Genomic DNA, 17,142 nt, shown 5'->3' with positions numbered 1-17,142 from the left:
ATAAGAATGAACCTTTCATCCCCTTCTTCCTTTCCGGCTGCTGTTTTTTCGGACAACAAGGAGTTTTTTCGATGTTTTTTGGCCTGAAAAAACTGGTGGGCGGCCTGTTAATGCCTTTGCCGCTGCTGCTGCTGATGCTGGCAATGGGCATTTTGCTGCTTTGGTTTAGCCGCTGGCAGAAAAGCGGCAAAATTTTAGTCTCGCTCAGCGGCGCGCTTCTGCTGCTGTTGAGCCTGCAACCGGTCGCCGATCGCCTGCTACAGCCGCTGGAGTCGCACTATGCCACCTGGAACGGCGAAGAAAAAGTCGATTTTATTGTTGTGTTAGGGGGCGGTTATACTTTTAATCCTGCGTGGGCGCCCAGCTCGAATCTTATCGGCAACAGTTTGCCGCGTGTCGCTGAAGGCGTGCGCCAGTGGCGCCGCTATCCGCAGGCGACGATGATCTTTACCGGCGCCGCCGCGGGCAATAATCCCGTCAGCAATGGGCAGGTCGCCGCCTCGGTGGCGCTGAGCCTGGGCGTGCCGCCCGATCGCATCCGGGTACTGGATCAGCCGAAAGATACGGAGGAGGAGGCGCGCGCGGTTCGCAGCCTGATCCATCAGCAGCCTTTCCTGCTGGTCACCTCCGCCAACCATATGGTGCGCGCCGTCAATTTTTTTCATGCCGCTGGCTTAACCCCGATTGCTGCGCCCGCCAATCAGCTGGCCGTCACCTCGCCGCTAAACTGGTGGGAGCGCGCCATCCCCTCGCCGCTGTGGCTAAGCCACAGCGACCGTGTCGCCTATGAGATAATGGGTCAGGCGTGGCAGTGGCTAAAAGGCAGCGATGCGCCCTTAGCCGAGCCAGGGAAGTAGCTGAGCGCTGGCATGATCGAAGCGTGGCCGGTCGAAGTCGCCGGTCTGCACCATTTCGTCGATACAGTTCCACAGCTGATAGAGCCAGCGCCGCCAGAGAAACCCCTCTGAGACAGGCGCGCGGCGCAGATAATGCTCCATCAGCGCCTGCTCTGCCGGGCTTTCGCCCAGATGAATCAAATCATATTCGCGCGGCGCCCATAAAATGGTGCCGGGCTGCGTCATAGCCAGCAGCTGATCGCTGCGCGCGTTTTTGATCATGCTGTTGAGACGGACATTGCCGTGCACCATCACGCAGGGATCGTCAAAGTCGCGAAAAAGCCGCGTCAGCTGCTCGCGACTGCGGAACAACACCTGTCGGTCGGCAAAGGTAAAGGAAGGCGGCTGAAGATAGCTGAGCGTAGACCAGAGCACCTCTACGCGCTGTTGAAACCAGGCCGGCCAGCTGTTCTGCTGGGTGCTGTCTACGCTGCCGACCAGCCCATGACTGCTGATACGGTGCCAGGCCAGCAGTCCGTCGACGATGTCTTCACACAGCTGCCGCCAGCGCGCGGCATCGCGCGTTGGCGCTTCAGCAGAGACGCCGTTGATGCGCGCCATCAGCAGCATTTCATGCACCGGCGGCTGCTGACTGAGCACCAGACCATAGACCGCAGGGACCGCGATCAGCCCTTCATGACCCAGCAGCGCCAGCTTTTTGGCTTCGAGCGCGGCGCGCCCCTGATGACGAAAATATTTCGCAACCAGCGGCATCGGTTTGCCTTCGCGATCGTAGAGAGCATATAACCGCGTAGGCGACTGTTCGCTAATGGTTTCAAGGCGGCTAACCGGCTCGCCCAGCACCAGCGACAGCTCAGATTTTAGATTTTCCATGCATCCTCCTCTGGGAAAATGTCACATCATCCTGGAGGCCTCAGCGGGCAAAAATCATGCAGCAGATCAACAAAAGCATCGGGGACAGGCCCCGATGTTATTAACCCTGTAGCGCAGCGCGCACGCGAGCCAGATCTTCTGGCGTATCTACGCCCACGCCCGGCACGGTTTGCGCCACGGCGACGTGGATCTTTTCGCCATACCAGAGTACGCGAAGCTGCTCCAGCAGTTCGATACGCTCCAGCGGGCAAGGCGCCCAGGAGACGTAGCGACGGATAAAGCCCGCGCGGTAGGCGTAAATACCAATATGACGCAGCAGCGTATCGCCGATCTCGTCGCGGGAGGCGGCATAGCGTTCGCGATCCCAGGGGATAGTGGCTCGGGAGAAATAGAGCGCATAGCCCTGCGCGTCCATCACCACTTTCACCGCGTTAGGATTAAATGCTTCTTCTGCGTCATGGATCGGTACCGCCAGCGTCGCCATGCCCGCCTGCGCGCCAGCCAGGTTTGCGGCTACCTGACGCACGATTTCCGGCGGAATGAGCGGCTCGTCGCCCTGTACGTTTACGATAATTTCGTCATCGGCAAACTGACAGGTTTCAATCACTTCCGCCAGCCGTTCCGTGCCAGACTGATGATCGGCGCGGGTCATGCATACTTCGCCGCCTGCGGCCTCGACCGCCGCTTTTACGTCAGGATGATCCGTCGCCACAATAACGCGGCTGGCGCCGGATTCACGCGCGCGCTCCATAACGTGGATGACCATCGGCTTACCGGCGATATCTACCAGCGGTTTGCCGGGCAGGCGCGTTGAAGCGTAGCGCGCAGGAATAATCGCCGTGAAGCTCATGGATGGATCTCTTCAACAGAGAGCGTGCGCGCTTCATTTTCAAGCAGCACCGGGATACCGTCGCGAACGGGAAAAGCCAGCGCGTCGGGTTTACAGATCAATTCCTGCTGCGCGTTGTTGTAGTAGAGCTTGCCGTTGCACACCGGGCAGGCAACGATTTCAAGTAAACGGTGATCCATATGTCCTCCATCACGGACCGATTGCATAAGGCGCTAAGGATACCATAGCGCAGTGTCTCAGCGTGCGCGGAAAGCGCCAGGGAAACTGCGGCGCACACCGCAAAGCTCAGGAATCGAGCGTCCACTCAGCTGGCCAGTGCGGCTGAAGCGCGGCGGGCATCTGCTCGAACCGAACGCTTTCCGCGCCCTGCCACGCGGCAAAGCGACTAATGGCCTGACGAATATCTTTTACAAAGGCGACGGTGACGCGCGTATCCTGCTCCAGCCAGATATTTTTGATCGTCAGCCGTCGGGCCTGACGCAGCATGCGGGCATCCAGCCTGGCCTTAATCGCGCCGCGATGCAGCACGGGCAGCACGAAGTAGCCGTACTTGCGCTTCGCTTCCGGGGTATAGCATTCGATGCGGTAGTCAAAATCGAATAGCTCCAGCGCGCGCCGACGATCCCATACCACCGGATCGAACGGGGACAAAACAGCGCTGTGGGTGGCGTTAAGCGGCGTATCAAGCAGAGGCAGGAGATGGCGATGCAGCCACATCTCACCCAGCCCGGCGACGTCAACGGGCACAATCTCTCCAGCCTGCCGCGCCTCGTCCAGAAAAGGCTTCAGCGCCACGCGCTTCAGGCGATAGTAGTCTGGCAGCCAGGCCGCGCGAAAAATACCGAGACTGCGCGCGCTGTTGCGCAGCATCTCCCGCTGCGCGTCCGCCTCGCTGATGGCGTGCAGCGCATCCTGCCACTCCGGCAGCACACGCGAGCGCAGATCGTAGACGCGCTGAAAATTACGCCGTTCGCTCACCATCAGCTCACCCGCGCTGAACAGGTTTTCCAGATGGCGCTTGTGCGGTTTCCACGCCCACCAGCCCGCTTTGTGATCCTTGCCGCTCGCGAAATCGGCGGCGCGCACCGGCCCGCTTTCAGCGATGTGCTGTAGCAGCCCGGCAATCTCCTGCTGATGGTCGCGCACCCACTGCGCGTTATATTTCCAGCCGAGTCGCTCAGGCTCAAGCATGCGGTGGCGCAGTAACGCATAGTCTTCGCGCGGAATAAAGCAGGCTTCATGCGCCCAGTATTCAAACACTTCTCCCTGCGCCAGCGCCTGTTCCAGCCAGCTCTGCGGGTAGTTGCCGAGGCGACTGAATAACACCAGGTAAGGGCTGCGGGCGACCACATGGATAGTATCAATTTGCAGCAGCGACATGCGCCGGACGGTAGCGAGCAGATCCGCAAACCGGGCGCGCTTTGACGGCGGTCGCAGTAGTCCCTGCGCCGCCAGATGAAGGTTTCTTGCCTGTTGAAGCGAAAGCGAAAGCGTCGTATTCATTCCCTTCCTGCGTTCAGCGTTGTGGGTTTAGCCAGCAGAGACGTTTCTTTGTCGGCGCGCCAGCTGCGCAATGTCGTCCAGCAGCGGCGCGACCGCGCTGCCGCTAAGCGCCGCGTCAACCGGCACATACCACCAGTCGGGCTGGGCGAAGGCGCGACATTTCACCGCGTCTTTTTCGGTCATCAGCAGACTCTGTCCCCTGGACAGCAAGCCGGCGATGTCGTCTTTGCTGTAAGCATGATGGTCGGCGAAAGCGATCTCGCCGACTGGCGTTACGCCATGCTGTTTGAGCGTGTTGAAAAAACGCGGCGGGTGACCAATACCTGCCATCGCCACGACGTTTTTTAGCGAGGCAAGCGGCATTGTCTGATGAGTTTGCAGATTGACGGCTTCGCCTGCCTGTAGCGACATGGCGATCTCATCTGACTCTGCGCGGCCGCCGTTAACGATAACCGCATCCACCGTGCTCAGGCGCGACGCCCGTTCCCGCATTGGCCCAGCGGGTAGCCACCAGCCATTGCCAAAGCGACGCAGCCCGTCAACGACGACAATTTCTCTGTCGCGCTGAAGCGCATAGTGCTGAAGTCCGTCATCGGTAACGATAAGGTCAATGTCGCCGCTGTCGAGCAGCGCCTCGACAGCGGCGCGACGTTGCGGCGCCACGGCCACAGGCGCACCTGTACGCTGAGCAATCAGCACCGGTTCGTCGCCGGCCTGGGCCGTTGGCGTATCCGCCGTAACCCGCAGCGGATAGCGCTCCGCTTTGCCGCCGTAGCCGCGCGATACCACCCCGACCTTCAGGCCGCGCTGCTGCAACGCCTGCACCAGCCAGATAACCACCGGCGTTTTACCATTGCCGCCTGCGGTGAGATTGCCCACCACCACAACCGGTACCGGCGCGCGCCAGCTTTTTCGCCAGCCGCGCTGATAGCTGATGCGTATCAGAGTAGACACCGCGCCATAAAGCAGCGACAGCGGCCATAACAGCCGCCAGAGCGGCGAGCGCCCGCTCCAGATACGCTCAATCATTGACCGAACTGCATCTTGTGCAGCTGGGCATAGGCCCCCTGCTTAGCAAGCAGCACCGTATGCGTACCGCGTTCAACAATGCGTCCATCTTCCACCACCACGATCTCGTCGGCTTTTTCGATGGTTGACAGGCGGTGCGCAATCACCAGTGAGGTTCGGTTTTTTTGCAGTTCATCCAGCGCGGACTGGATAGCGCGTTCCGATTCAGTGTCCAGCGCGGAGGTCGCTTCGTCGAGGATCAGGATGGGACAGTCGCGCAGCAGCGCGCGCGCAATGGCGATACGCTGACGCTGACCGCCGGAGAGCAGCACGCCATTTTCGCCGATCACCGTATCCAGCCCGTTATCCATCTTGCTGATGAAATCCATGGCGTGCGCCATGGTAGCGGCTTTCTCGATCTCTTCGCGGCTGTACTGCTCGCTGCGCGCATAGGCGATGTTATTGGCGATAGTATCGTTAAACAGATGGACGTTTTGCGAAACCAGCGCAACCTGGTTACGCAGCGAACGCAGCGTATATTCACGCAGATCGTGTCCGTCGAGCAGAATTTCACCCTGCTGAATATCGTAGAAACGCGTAAGCAGGCTGGCCATGGTTGATTTGCCCGAACCTGAACGTCCGACCAGCGCCACGGTTTTGCCTTCCGGCAGCGAAAGATTGATGTTGCGCAGCGCAGGAATTTCGCGCCCCGGATAGGTAAAGGTCACATCGCGGAACTCAATATTGCCTTTCGCTCGGGTAATTTCACGGGTGCCGTTATCGGTTTCCTGTTCACTGTCGAGAATAGCGAACAGGGTCTGACACGCCGCCATGCCGCGCTGGAACTGCGCGTTGACATTCGTCAGGGATTTCAGCGGACGCATCAGCGCAATCATCGACGAGAAAACCACGGTGATCGTTCCTGCGGTCAGCGTTTCCATCACGCTCGGAAAACTGGCGGCATAGAGCACAAAGGCCAGCGCCAGCGAGGCGATAAGCTGAATGATGGGATCGGAGATAGAGGACGCGGATACCAGCTTCATGCCCTGCTGGCGCATACGGTTGCTGACGCGAGCGAAGCGCTCGGTCTCAACCGCCTGACCGCCAAAAATCAGCACCTCTTTATGCCCTTTAAGCATCTGCTCCGCGCTGGTCGTTACCTGCCCCATGGTGTTCTGCATGGATTTGCTGATATTACGAAAGCGCTTTGACACAGAGCGGATAGCAAATGAAACCACAGGCGCCAGTACAATCAGGATTAATGACAGCTGCCAGCTGTAGTAAAACATCATGATAAACAGGCCGATAATTGACGCCCCTTCGCGCACTACGGTGACCAGCGCGCCGGAAGAGGAGGAGGCGACCTGCTCGGAATCGTAGGTGATGCGCGACAACAGCGTTCCGGTGGATTGCTGGTCGAAGAACGCAACCGGCATTCCCATCATCTGGGAGAACAGGCGACGACGCATGTTCATGACCACGTTGCCGGAAACCCAGGAGATACAGTAGCTGGAGATATAGCTCGTGATGCCACGGATGAGCATCAGGCCAATCACTGCTAACGGCATCCAGACCAGTACGGATTTATCGGCTTTACCAAACCCATCATCCAGTAAAGGTTTCAACAGGGAGAGCATGAGCGCGTCGCCAGCGGCGTTCAGGATTAAGGCTACAGAAGCCACAAATAAACCTGTTTTGTACGGCGTAATCATCGGCTTCAGCCGACGAAACGTCTGCCATGTTGAGAGATCTTTATCTTGATGCATTATTTATTCACGCTGTTTGAAATAGCCGCTCATTCTACCTGGATTCCTGTTTTACGCCAAACCGCTGATGATACCAGCGGGGAAAAATTTGCTCTCTCAGAGAAAAAACGTTTATTTTTCCATCAGCCACACAGAGACTTAGCTGGCCCGACCGCGCCGTGTCATACCACCTGTAACCGGCGCGACGGTAGTTTTCTACCACGCTTGCCACCGGCATTCGCCAGGCGTTATAGCGTGCAGCCGACGCAAGCGCGATTTGACCGGCCACGTTGCGCAGCAGCAGCGGCGTAGAGGAGGTGCGGCTGCCGTGATGCGGAACCTGAATAATCGCCGCGTGAAGTCGATGCTTTTCCAGCGCCACTAACTGCCGCTCCGCCGAGGCCTCCAGATCCCCCGTCAGCAACAGGCGCGTAACGCCGTCGTCCACGCTCAGCACGCAGGAGTCGTTATTATTGCTGACGTCCGACAGCCTGAGCGGCCACAGCACGCTGATATTCAACCGCCCCCAGCGCCAGCGCGTGCCGCGAACGCAGGGTTGATGGCGAGCATCCAGCGTGGCGCTGCGTATCGGGACCTCAGGCCAGCGCCTGACGATGGCGTCAAGTCCGCCGCTGTGGTCGAGATGGCGATGGCTGAGGACGATATGCTGAAGGTTAAGATGCTTACGGGACAGCCAGGGAATAATGTGGCGCGTCCCGGCATCGCCGTTTTCCCAGCGGGGACCGGTGTCGTAGAGCAGCGCGTTTTTACCCTGGCGAATGACCACGCTGAGTCCCTGCCCGACATCCAGCATATCGATTCGCCAGCCCGGCTCTTCACGCGGCCATCGCCAGACCAGCAGCGCCAGAACCAGAGCCATCCAGCTGACCGGCGCGGCATAAGCCAGGGCACAGCGCCAGACTATCAGGCCGCCCCATACAAGGAGCGCCAGGCTGGCGGCATCGTAAAAAGGCCACCAGCCCGCAGGCAGAATCTTTAGCGCGGCCATCAGCCATACCACAGACCGATCGGCCAGCCACCATAACCCTGCGCACAGGCTGCCGACCGGCATCAGCATCGCCAGTAAAATAAGGGGTACGCTGATAAAGGTAATAACGGGTATCGCCAGCATATTCGCCGCCAGCGCCGACAGGCTTATTCCTTCAAACAGCACGACCTGAAGGGGGGCCATCAGCAGCAGCATGCCAAGCTGAAGATGAAACAGCTGGACCGGAAACCAGAACCAGCCGTGGCGGCAGCGCGCGGGTAAAGGAAACCAGTGATACCAGGTAAGCAGAATGGCAACCGCCAGCGCTGAAAGCCAGAAACTTTCAGAGAGCACGTTCATGGGATCAAACAGCAGCAGCCCGCCCACGCAAAAGGTCCAGACCTGCCAGCCGCTGAGCTGCGCGCCCCGGATGCGCAATATCATCCACAGGGTCAATGCGATCAGCGCGCGCTGAGCCGGCGCGTTGCTGCCGGAAAGCCAGCTATAGAGCGCCGCAAATAGCCAGCTCATCGCCAGTGGAAACAGATAGCTGATATAGCGCACCGGCAGCAGGAGCTGAACAGCTCGCGCGATAAGCCAGCCGCAGCTGGCAGCAAGCGCAATGTGCATACCGGAGATCGCCATCAGATGCGCCGTACCGGTTTCCCGTAGCAGCTGGCGCAGCGCATTGCTCATCTCCGCGCGTTCGCCAAACGCCAGCGCCATCAGAATTGCGCCCTGAGGCAACGCGCCAATCACCGGCCGATCGCGCTCAATACGCTGCCAGCGCCAGCTACAGCGCAGCGATTCCGGCTGCTGTCGCAGGATCCGTCCGCTCACGCCCGTATGGTTAGCCAGCGCGAAACGCTGCGCGTCGAACTCCCCCTCATTGAGTTTCGCATGCACAGGTCGCAGGCTAAGCAGCATTGACCAGCGTTCCCCTGGACAATAGCTTTGCTGGTTGTTACGCAGCGACAGCCAGGCAAAACGCGGCGGAAACAGATACCGCCCTTCCCGCCTGACTAACTGTACTCTGATTTGCTGCCTGTCGGGACGCACCTCCGCAATCCGCACGCTGTAGCTGGCAGGAGCTGCGCTGGCCGTTTCTATGGCGGCAACGGTTGACCGCGCGGCGCTCAGCATCCAGGCCAGCATCAGCAGCGCGACGCCTGCCGCAGGCAGCCAGGCTATTTTTGTCCACAGCAGCAGCATGCCCGCTATCGCCATAAGCAGAATGGCTAAAGCGGATGGCAGCCGAGGCAGAAAGAGCAGCGGCAGCGCGGATATAAGGGCGATTCTTGCGAGTAGCGTTCCTGTCATCATTTCATCCCTGGTTAACAGACCCAGTATGCTGATAAACAACGGAAGGCGAAGAGGCTGTTTTGCCCTTTTGAAGCGGCTTCGCAACTTAATAACGGCGTTTCAGAAGAGGTACAGAGAGGTTCGGGCGGGGTCGCAGAGATAAATCAGAGACGAAAAAAAACGACACCCTGAGATGTCGTTTCTACGTTCAGTTACGGATTAGCCGTAAATGTTTGCACGGTCTCGCAGCTCTTTACCCGGTTTAAAGTGGGGAACGTATTTACCTTCCAGTTCCACTTTATCGCCCGTTTTCGGGTTACGACCCGTACGCGGTGCGCGGTAATGCAAAGAAAAGCTGCCGAATCCCCGGATTTCAATGCGTTCGCCCTGTGCCAGCGTTGTGGCCATGTGCTCCAGCATCTCTTTTACAGCATCCTCAACGACTTTCGCCGGAATATGAGTTTGCTGGCCAGCAAGTCTTTCAATCAGTTCTGACTTGGTCATGTAACCTCCGGTTAATCCTTGTGGGAAAGGTATGACAGCTTGCTACCGTAACCGGGCAGATTGCTCTGCCCGGTTGCTACAGGTCGATTACTCGCCTTTAGCTGCTTTGAACGCTTCAGCCATAGCGTTAGAGAAGTTGCCTTCTTCCTGCTTGTTGTTCACAGTCGCGATGGCATCTTTCTCGTCAGCTTCGTCTTTCGCACGGACAGACAGGCTAACAACGCGGTTTTTACGGTCAACACCGGTGAATTTGGCTTCAACATCGTCGCCAACATTCAGAACCAGCGTGGCGTCTTCAACGCGGTCACGTGAAGCTTCAGAAGCGCGCAGGTAACCTTCAACGCCGTCTGCCAGTTCAACTGTAGCACCTTTAGCGTCAACTGCGGTTACTTTACCAGTAACGATAGCGCCTTTCTTGTTCAGGGTGATGTAGTTGTTGAACGGATCTTCCGCCAGCTGTTTCACACCCAGAGAGATGCGCTCACGCTCTGCGTCAACCTGAAGTACAACGGCAGCGATTTCGTCGCCTTTTTTATACTCACGAACGGCTTCTTCGCCAGTCGCGTTCCAGGAGATGTCAGACAGGTGAACCAGACCGTCGATGCCGCCGTCCAGGCCGATGAAGATACCGAAGTCAGTGATTGACTTGATTTTACCTTCAACGCGATCGCCCTTGTTGTGGGTCTCAGCGAACTGCTGCCACGGGTTGGCTTTGCACTGCTTCAGGCCCAGGGAGATACGACGACGTTCTTCGTCGATGTCCAGAACCATAACTTCAACCACGTCGCCCACGTTAACAACTTTAGACGGGTGGATGTTTTTGTTGGTCCAGTCCATTTCAGAAACGTGTACCAGACCTTCAACGCCTTCTTCGATTTCTACGAAGCAGCCGTAATCAGTCAGGTTGGTTACACGACCAGTCAGGCGAGTGCCTTCCGGGTAACGTTTAGCGATAGCCACCCACGGATCTTCGCCCAGCTGTTTCAGGCCCAGAGATACACGGGTACGCTCGCGGTCGAATTTCAGCACTTTAACAGTGATTTCGTCGCCCACGTTGACGATTTCGCTCGGATGCTTAACGCGTTTCCACGCCATGTCGGTGATGTGCAGCAGGCCATCGACGCCGCCCAGATCAACGAATGCGCCGTAGTCAGTGAGGTTCTTAACGATACCTTTGACTTCCATGCCTTCCTGCAGGTTTTCCAGCAGCTGATCGCGCTCAGCGCTGTTCTCAGATTCGATAACGGCACGACGTGAAACCACGACGTTGTTACGTTTCTGATCAAGCTTGATTACTTTGAATTCAAGCTCTTTGCCTTCCAGGTGCAGGGTGTCGCGAACCGGACGCACGTCAACCAGTGAACCTGGCAGGAACGCACGAATACCGTTCAGCTCAACTGTGAAGCCACCTTTAACTTTGCCGTTGATAACACCGGTAACAGTTTCAGCGTCTTCGTAAGCTTTTTCCAGCGTAATCCAGGCTTCGTGACGTTTAGCTTTCTCACGGGACAGCAGGGTTTCACCGAAGCCGTCTTCCACTGCATCCAGGGCAACGTCAACTTCGTCACCAACCTGGATTTCCAGTTCGCCGGCTGCGTTCTTGAACTGCTCTGCCGGGATGGCAGATTCAGATTTCAGACCCGCATCAACCAGAACGACGTCTTTGTCGATAGCAACAACGACGCCACGAACGATGGAACCCGGGCGGGTTTCGATTTCTTTCAGGGACTCTTCAAAGAGTTGAGCAAAAGATTCAGTCATATTGATAATCTTAGGATTCTTCAATTTAACGTCCACCTGACGTCATTGTCGGATGGGGTTGTTTCACATGCCCTGCGCGCTTTCCCTGGCACAGGGTTACTGCAATTCGTTACGCCGAAAATATTAAATGCCCAGCTGCGTGCGGGCATATTCCAGTGCCTTTTCAATGACTTGCTCAATGGATAGCTCAGTGGAATCCAGAAGCAGCGCATCGGTGGCAGGCACTAAAGGGGCAATGGCGCGGTTGCGATCGCGATCATCACGCTCTTTTATCTCGGCTAAAAGGCGATCAAAGTTAACACTAAAGCCGCTCTCCTGCAACTGTAGCATACGGCGCTGAGCACGCTCTTCCGGGCTGGCATCAAGGAAGATTTTTACCGGCGCGTCAGGGAAAACCACCGTGCCCATATCGCGGCCATCGGCAATTAAACCAGGCGCGTCGCGGAACGCGCGCTGACGACGCAGAAGCGCCTCACGCACGCGCGGGAAGGCGGCCACGCGAGATGCCGTATTGCTCACTTCCTGGGTGCGAATTTCACCCGTAACCTCTTCGCCTTCCAGAATGACCTGAAGCTCGCCGTCCTGCGAAACGAAGCGCACGTCAAGATGAGCGGCCAGCGGCACCAGCGCCTCTTCGGATTCAATATCGACCTGATGATGCAGCGCAGCCAGCGCCAGAACGCGATAGATCGCACCTGAATCGAGCAGATGCCATTGCAGCGCCTCTGCCATCGCTTTACACAGCGTGCCTTTGCCTGCGCCGCTGGGTCCATCGACAGTTATAACCGGGGCAGTTGCCGTCATTATTCTCTCCTGTTGCTGCGCGTAAAAGTCCAGCCTTCAGGCTGTTCACAATGCGATGCATTATACGCTGAGGAAGCTGATGGCGTTACCTTTTAGCGGAGACATCGCTAAAAATTGCAGCACATTCAGAAGATTTCTTGGGCAGTAAGGCCAGATGCAGTGAGAATGCCGGAGAAGACGCCTCTCCGGCAGAACGTGACTCAGGCGCTATGGCTGATTTTCGCCAGCTGCTCGAAATAGTCCGGGAAGGTTTTCGCGGTGCAGCCAGGATCAAGGATAGTCACCGGCGTATCGGAAAGCGCCACCAGCGAGAAGCACATGGCCATACGGTGATCGTTGTAGGTTCCGATGTCAGCGTGCGTTAATTTTTCCGGCGGCGTAATGCGGATAAAGTCATGCCCCTCTTCGACTTCAGCCCCTACTTTGCGCAGCTCGGTCGCCATCGCGGCCAGGCGGTCCGTCTCTTTAACGCGCCAGTTATAGATGTTGCGCATCAGCGTCGTGCCTTTGGCAAACAGCGCGGTGGTGGCGATGGTCATCGCCGCGTCGGGAATATGGTTCATATCCATATCAATGGCGTTTAGTTCGCCAGCGGTGCAGGCAATATAGTCGCTGCCCCACTCTACGCGCGCGCCCATTTTTTCCAGCACGTCAGCAAAGCGAATATCGCCCTGCACGCTGTCGCGCCCGATGCCGGTGACGCGCACGGTTCCGCCTTTGATCGCCGCCGCCGCCAGGAAGTAAGATGCGGAAGACGCATCGCCTTCCACCAGATAATCGCCCGGCGAAACATACTGCTGCTGGCCCTTAATCACGAAGCGCTGATAGTGCTGGTTCTCGACCTCAACGCCAAAACAGCGCATCAGGTGCAGCGTAATGTCGATGTAGGGCTTCGACACCAGCTCGCCTTTAATGGTGATAGCGGTGTCCTGCTGCGCCAGCGGCGCGGTCATCAGCAGCGCGGTAAGAAACTGGCTAGAGACGCTGCCGTCCACGCTAACGTCGCCCCCGACAAACCCGCCTTTAAGGCGCAGCGGCGGATAGTCGCTGTTTTCCAGATACTCAATCTGCGCGCCGCCCTGACGGAGCGCGTCGACCAGATGCCCGATTGGGCGCTCTTTCATGCGCGGTTCGCCGGTCAGCACGATGTCCTGCTCGCCCAGGCAGAGCGCGGCGGCCAGCGGGCGCATCGCCGTTCCGGCATTGCCGAGAAACAGCTCCAGCGGCTGAGAGGCGCGCAGCGCGCCGGCCTGACCGATCACCTCGCACCGGGTGCGATCGGCGGAAAGGGTGTAATTAACGCCCAACGCCTTCAGAGCGTTCAGCATATGCTTAACATCATCGCTGTCCAGCAGGTTCGTCAGACGCGTGGTGCCTTTCGCCAGCGCCGCCAGCAGCAACGCGCGGTTAGATACGCTTTTTGAACCCGGCAGGTTAACGGTGCCGTCCACGCGTGCAATCGGTTGTAAGGTCAGGGAGTCCTGCATGTGAAACGTAATCTCCAAAAAAGAACAAAACCCCATCGCAGGATGGGGTCTGAAGTCGGCGCCAGCGCCGACGCTACAGCCAGGGTTTAGCCATGTCGACGTGCGAAGTCAGCCATGAAGTCAGTTAACGCCTTAACGCCTTCCAGCGGCATCGCATTGTAGATCGACGCGCGCATGCCGCCTACTACGCGATGGCCTTTCAGCGCGTGCAGCCCCGCCTTGAATGACTCTTCCAGGAAGAGCTTGTCCAGCGCGGCGTCCGCCAGCTGGAAAGGCACGTTCATACGCGAACGGTTTTCCGTGGCCACATCGTTGCGGTAGAACGCGTTCTGATCGATCAAGCCGTAGAGCAGATCGGCTTTAGCCTGATTGATTTTATCGATTTCGCCTACGCCGCCCTTCTCTTTCAGCCATTTAAACACCAGGCCGGAGAGATACCAGGCGAATGTGGGCGGGGTGTTGAACATGGAGTCGTTCTCCGCCAGCACCTGGTAGTCGAGAATAGAAGGAACAGACTTATGGGCTTTACCCAGCAGATCGTCGCGAACAATAACGATGGTTAAGCCTGCCGGACCGATATTTTTTTGCGCGCCGGCGTAAATGACGCCATAGCGGCTAATGTCCAGCGGGCGGGACAGAATGGTAGAGGAGAGGTCCGCGACGACAATTTTGTCGCCGAAATCGGGCTGCTCGTCAATGGCGATGCCATCAATGGTTTCGTTCGGGCAGTAGTGCACATAAGCCGCATCGTCGCTCAGCTGCCACTGGCTCATCGGCAGAATAGCGCGCTTGCCGTCACGCGTGGTTTTGACGTCCAGCGTACGCGGCGTGCAATACTTTTCCGCTTCTTTGATGGCGCTGTGCGCCCAGTAGCCGCCATCCGCATAGTCCGCCGAGGTTTTTTCGCCCAGCAGATTGCCCGGCACCGCGGCAAACTGCGCGCGCGCGCCGCCGTGGCAGAATAAAACTTTGTAGTTCGCCGGGATTTTCAGAAGATCGCGTAAATCCTGCTCGGCCTCTGCCGCTACCTGAAGAAACTCTTTACTGCGATGGCTGATCTCCATGACGGAGGTTCCCAGACCGTGCCAGTTTGTCAATTCTTGTTCTGCACGACGGAGCACTTCAACCGGCAGCATCGCTGGACCGGAACTAAAATTATAAATCTGCGTCATTTCCCCTCACCACGGTTATCCAGAACGGTTATGAATTGCTTACCGGTTTTATCACTGCCTTATGGAGCCTGCAATGATAAATCGGGAAGGGATCACATTTTCTGAATCTGCCGCCCCGCAGCTTATGTTACAAATGGAACGCTCAGCAAAATTTTGTGAGGTGTCCCGTTTAAGACGGCCACCGCCTCGTTATCGCCAGCCTGTTTGCAGAAACGCAGCGGGCAGAAATTTATGGCGTCTTCATAGCACAGCGACGGCAAAATCCGTATCATTGCGCGCTTTACGCCCACGATAAAATTAAGAGAGCGGTCTTATGACGCAAACGTTTATTCCCGGTAAAGACGCAGCACTGGAAGATTCCATCGCGCGCTTCCAGCAAAAGCTGACCGACCTTGGCTTTAATATTGAAGAAGCCTCCTGGCTAAACCCGGTCCCTCACGTCTGGTCCGTGCATATTCGCGACCGTGATTGCCCGCTCTGCTTTACCAACGGTAAAGGCGCCAGCAAGAAAGCCGCGCTGGCCTCCGCGCTGGGCGAATATTTCGAGCGCCTTTCCACCAACTATTTCTTCGCCGATTTCTGGCTGGGCAAAGCCATCGCCAACGGCGATTTTGTGCATTATCCCAATGAGAAATGGTTCCCGCTGCCTGCGGACGGCTCGCTGCCGGAAGGCATTCTGGATGCGCGGCTGCGTGCGTTTTACGATCCGGAAAACGCCCTGACCGCGCCGGAGCTGGTGGATTTGCAGTCCGGCAACGCCGAGCGCGGCATCTGCGGCCTGCCGTTTACCCGTCAGTCCGACCAGCAGACCGTGTATATTCCGATGAACATTATCGGCAACCTGTATGTGTCTAACGGCATGTCGGCAGGCAACACCGCCAGCGAAGCGCGCGTGCAGGGGCTGTCGGAGGTGTTCGAACGCTATATCAAGAACCGCATCATTGCCGAGGCGATTAGCCTGCCGACCATTCCTGACAGCGTTATGCAGCGTTACCCTGGCGTGGTCGAAGCGATTGCGCGTCTTGAGGCGGAGGGCTTCCCGATTTTCGCCTACGATGCGTCGCTCGGCGGTAAATATCCGGTGATTTGCGTGGTGCTGTTTAACCCGCAAAACGGCACCTGCTTTGCGTCCTTTGGCGCGCATCCTGACTTCGGCGTTGCCCTTGAGCGTACCGTTACGGAGCTGCTTCAGGGCCGCAGCCTGAAAGATCTCGACGTGTTTACGCCCCCGACCTTTGATGACGAAGAAGTGGCTGAGCACGCCAATCTGGAAACGCACTTTATCGACTCCAGCGGCCTGATCTCCTGGGATATGTTCAAAGAGCAGGCTGACTATCCCTTTGTCGACTGGTCGTTCAGCGGGACGACTCAGGAAGAGTTCGCCACCCTGATGGCGATCTTCCGCGAGGAAGATAAAGAAGTTTATATCGCTGACTACGATCATCTGGGCGTTTATGCCTGCCGCATTATCGTTCCGGGCATGTCGGATATTTATCCTGCGGAAGATCTGCTGCTGGCAAACAACAATATGGGCGCGAACCTGCGCGATACGCTGCTGTCGCTCCCGGCCAGCAACTGGAATCCGGAAGAGTATCTGGATCTGATCGCCCAGCTGGATGAAGAAGGCCATGACGACTTCACGCGCGTGCGCGAACTGCTGGGCCTGGCAAGCGGCAAAGACAACGGCTGGTATACGCTGCGCATTGGCGAGCTGAAAGCAATGCTGGCGCTGGCCGGGGGCGATCTCGATCAGGCGCTGATCTGGACAGAGTGGACGATGGAATTTAACGGTTCGGTGTTCTCGCCTGAGCGCGCTAACTACTACCGTTGCCTCCAGACGCTGCTGCTGCTGGCGATGGAAGATGAGCGCGACCCGCTGCAATACCATCACGCCTTTACGCGCATGTACGGCGCGCAAGCGCTGGAAGCGGCTTCAGCCGCCATCAGCGGCGAAGCCCCCTTCTATGGTTTGCAGGCCGTAGACGAGGATCTGAAAGCCTTCCCGGCGCACCAGGCGCTGTTGCAGGCCTACGAAAAGCTTCAGACGGCTAAACGCCAGTACTGGAAAAAATAACCGGCTTGCCGCGCCGGTAATCAGCATTAATGGCACCGATTCTGGTGCCATTTTTTTTAACAGCGATATATAACGCCTTTTAACCCTAATAAGCGCTGCTCCCTCGCCTGATATTTAACAATACAATTTCAATTTATTAGATTCTCTAACAAACAAGCCGCCCCGCCCACCGCTACTTAAACTTATGCTGTATTTTTTAAAAAAAATTTAAATT

14 protein-coding genes are annotated in these 17,142 nt (G+C 57.4%); 2 read left to right on the top strand and 12 right to left on the bottom strand.

The features are described from left to right. Positions 1 to 71: 71 nt before the first annotated feature. Positions 72 to 857, top strand: a complete 786-nt coding sequence (gene elyC, locus BBB56_RS18240; protein ID WP_123802361.1) for an envelope biogenesis factor ElyC — start codon at positions 72 to 74, stop codon at positions 855 to 857. Here the strand turns inward: elyC and BBB56_RS18235 are convergent. The 12 genes from BBB56_RS18235 to serC all read right to left on the bottom strand — a co-directional run bounded on the left by BBB56_RS18235 (position 837) and on the right by serC (position 14,854). Next, a complete protein-coding gene (locus BBB56_RS18235) occupies positions 837 to 1,730 on the bottom strand; it encodes a phosphotransferase (RefSeq protein WP_123802360.1) in 894 nt (297 codons plus the stop codon). The two genes, elyC and BBB56_RS18235, sit on opposite strands and share 21 nt — an antisense overlap. Positions 1,731 to 1,830: 100 nt before the next feature. Continuing rightward, positions 1,831 to 2,580, bottom strand: a complete 750-nt coding sequence (gene kdsB, locus BBB56_RS18230) for a 3-deoxy-manno-octulosonate cytidylyltransferase (RefSeq protein WP_123802359.1) — start codon at positions 2,578 to 2,580, stop codon at positions 1,831 to 1,833. Beyond that, positions 2,577 to 2,759, bottom strand: a complete 183-nt coding sequence (locus BBB56_RS18225) for a Trm112 family protein (protein ID WP_081135850.1) — start codon at positions 2,757 to 2,759, stop codon at positions 2,577 to 2,579. Before BBB56_RS18225 ends, kdsB begins: the two co-directional genes overlap by 4 nt. A 106-nt stretch (positions 2,760 to 2,865) precedes the next feature. Beyond that, positions 2,866 to 4,083 (bottom strand): winged helix-turn-helix domain-containing protein, encoded by a 1,218-nt coding sequence (locus tag BBB56_RS18220; RefSeq protein ID WP_123802358.1) that lies wholly within the window; start codon positions 4,081 to 4,083, stop codon positions 2,866 to 2,868. A gap of 27 nt (positions 4,084 to 4,110) precedes the next feature. Then, positions 4,111 to 5,112, bottom strand: coding sequence for a tetraacyldisaccharide 4'-kinase (gene lpxK, locus BBB56_RS18215; RefSeq protein ID WP_123802357.1), 1,002 nt, complete (start codon positions 5,110 to 5,112; stop codon positions 4,111 to 4,113). Beyond that, complete coding sequence (msbA, locus tag BBB56_RS18210) at positions 5,109 to 6,857, bottom strand: lipid A ABC transporter ATP-binding protein/permease MsbA (protein ID WP_123802356.1); 1,749 nt, start codon at positions 6,855 to 6,857, stop codon at positions 5,109 to 5,111. The genes lpxK and msbA overlap by 4 nt, the downstream gene beginning before the upstream one ends. Positions 6,858 to 6,891: 34 nt before the next feature. Beyond that, positions 6,892 to 9,147, bottom strand: coding sequence for a DNA internalization-related competence protein ComEC/Rec2 (locus BBB56_RS18205; RefSeq protein ID WP_123802355.1), 2,256 nt, complete (start codon positions 9,145 to 9,147; stop codon positions 6,892 to 6,894). Between the two features lie 198 nt (positions 9,148 to 9,345). After that, positions 9,346 to 9,630, bottom strand: a complete 285-nt coding sequence (gene ihfB, locus BBB56_RS18200; RefSeq protein ID WP_033751281.1) for an integration host factor subunit beta — start codon at positions 9,628 to 9,630, stop codon at positions 9,346 to 9,348. 87 nt (positions 9,631 to 9,717) lie between these two features. Beyond that, a complete protein-coding gene (gene rpsA / locus BBB56_RS18195) occupies positions 9,718 to 11,391 on the bottom strand; it encodes a 30S ribosomal protein S1 (RefSeq protein WP_123802443.1) in 1,674 nt (557 codons plus the stop codon). Between the two features lie 123 nt (positions 11,392 to 11,514). Then, the gene (gene cmk, locus BBB56_RS18190) at positions 11,515 to 12,195 is read right to left on the bottom strand and encodes a (d)CMP kinase (RefSeq protein WP_123802354.1); all 681 of its coding nucleotides are present in this window, start codon (positions 12,193 to 12,195) and stop codon (positions 11,515 to 11,517) included. A 200-nt stretch (positions 12,196 to 12,395) separates the two neighbouring features. Continuing rightward, complete coding sequence (aroA, locus tag BBB56_RS18185; RefSeq protein ID WP_123802353.1) at positions 12,396 to 13,682, bottom strand: 3-phosphoshikimate 1-carboxyvinyltransferase; 1,287 nt, start codon at positions 13,680 to 13,682, stop codon at positions 12,396 to 12,398. A gap of 86 nt (positions 13,683 to 13,768) precedes the next feature. Next, positions 13,769 to 14,854, bottom strand: coding sequence for a 3-phosphoserine/phosphohydroxythreonine transaminase (gene serC / locus BBB56_RS18180; RefSeq protein WP_123802352.1), 1,086 nt, complete (start codon positions 14,852 to 14,854; stop codon positions 13,769 to 13,771). A gap of 313 nt (positions 14,855 to 15,167) precedes the next feature. On the opposite strand from serC, the gene ycaO reads away from it, so the two are divergent. Further along, positions 15,168 to 16,928 (top strand): 30S ribosomal protein S12 methylthiotransferase accessory factor YcaO, encoded by a 1,761-nt coding sequence (ycaO, locus tag BBB56_RS18175; protein WP_123802351.1) that lies wholly within the window; start codon positions 15,168 to 15,170, stop codon positions 16,926 to 16,928. Positions 16,929 to 17,142 lie beyond the last annotated feature (214 nt).

This window comes from Candidatus Pantoea deserta (assembly GCF_003813865.1).
Classification (GTDB): Bacteria; Pseudomonadota; Gammaproteobacteria; order Enterobacterales; family Enterobacteriaceae; genus Pantoea; species Pantoea deserta.
Note: the sequence above shows the minus strand (reverse complement) of the source record. Positions and strands in the feature narration are given on the sequence as shown.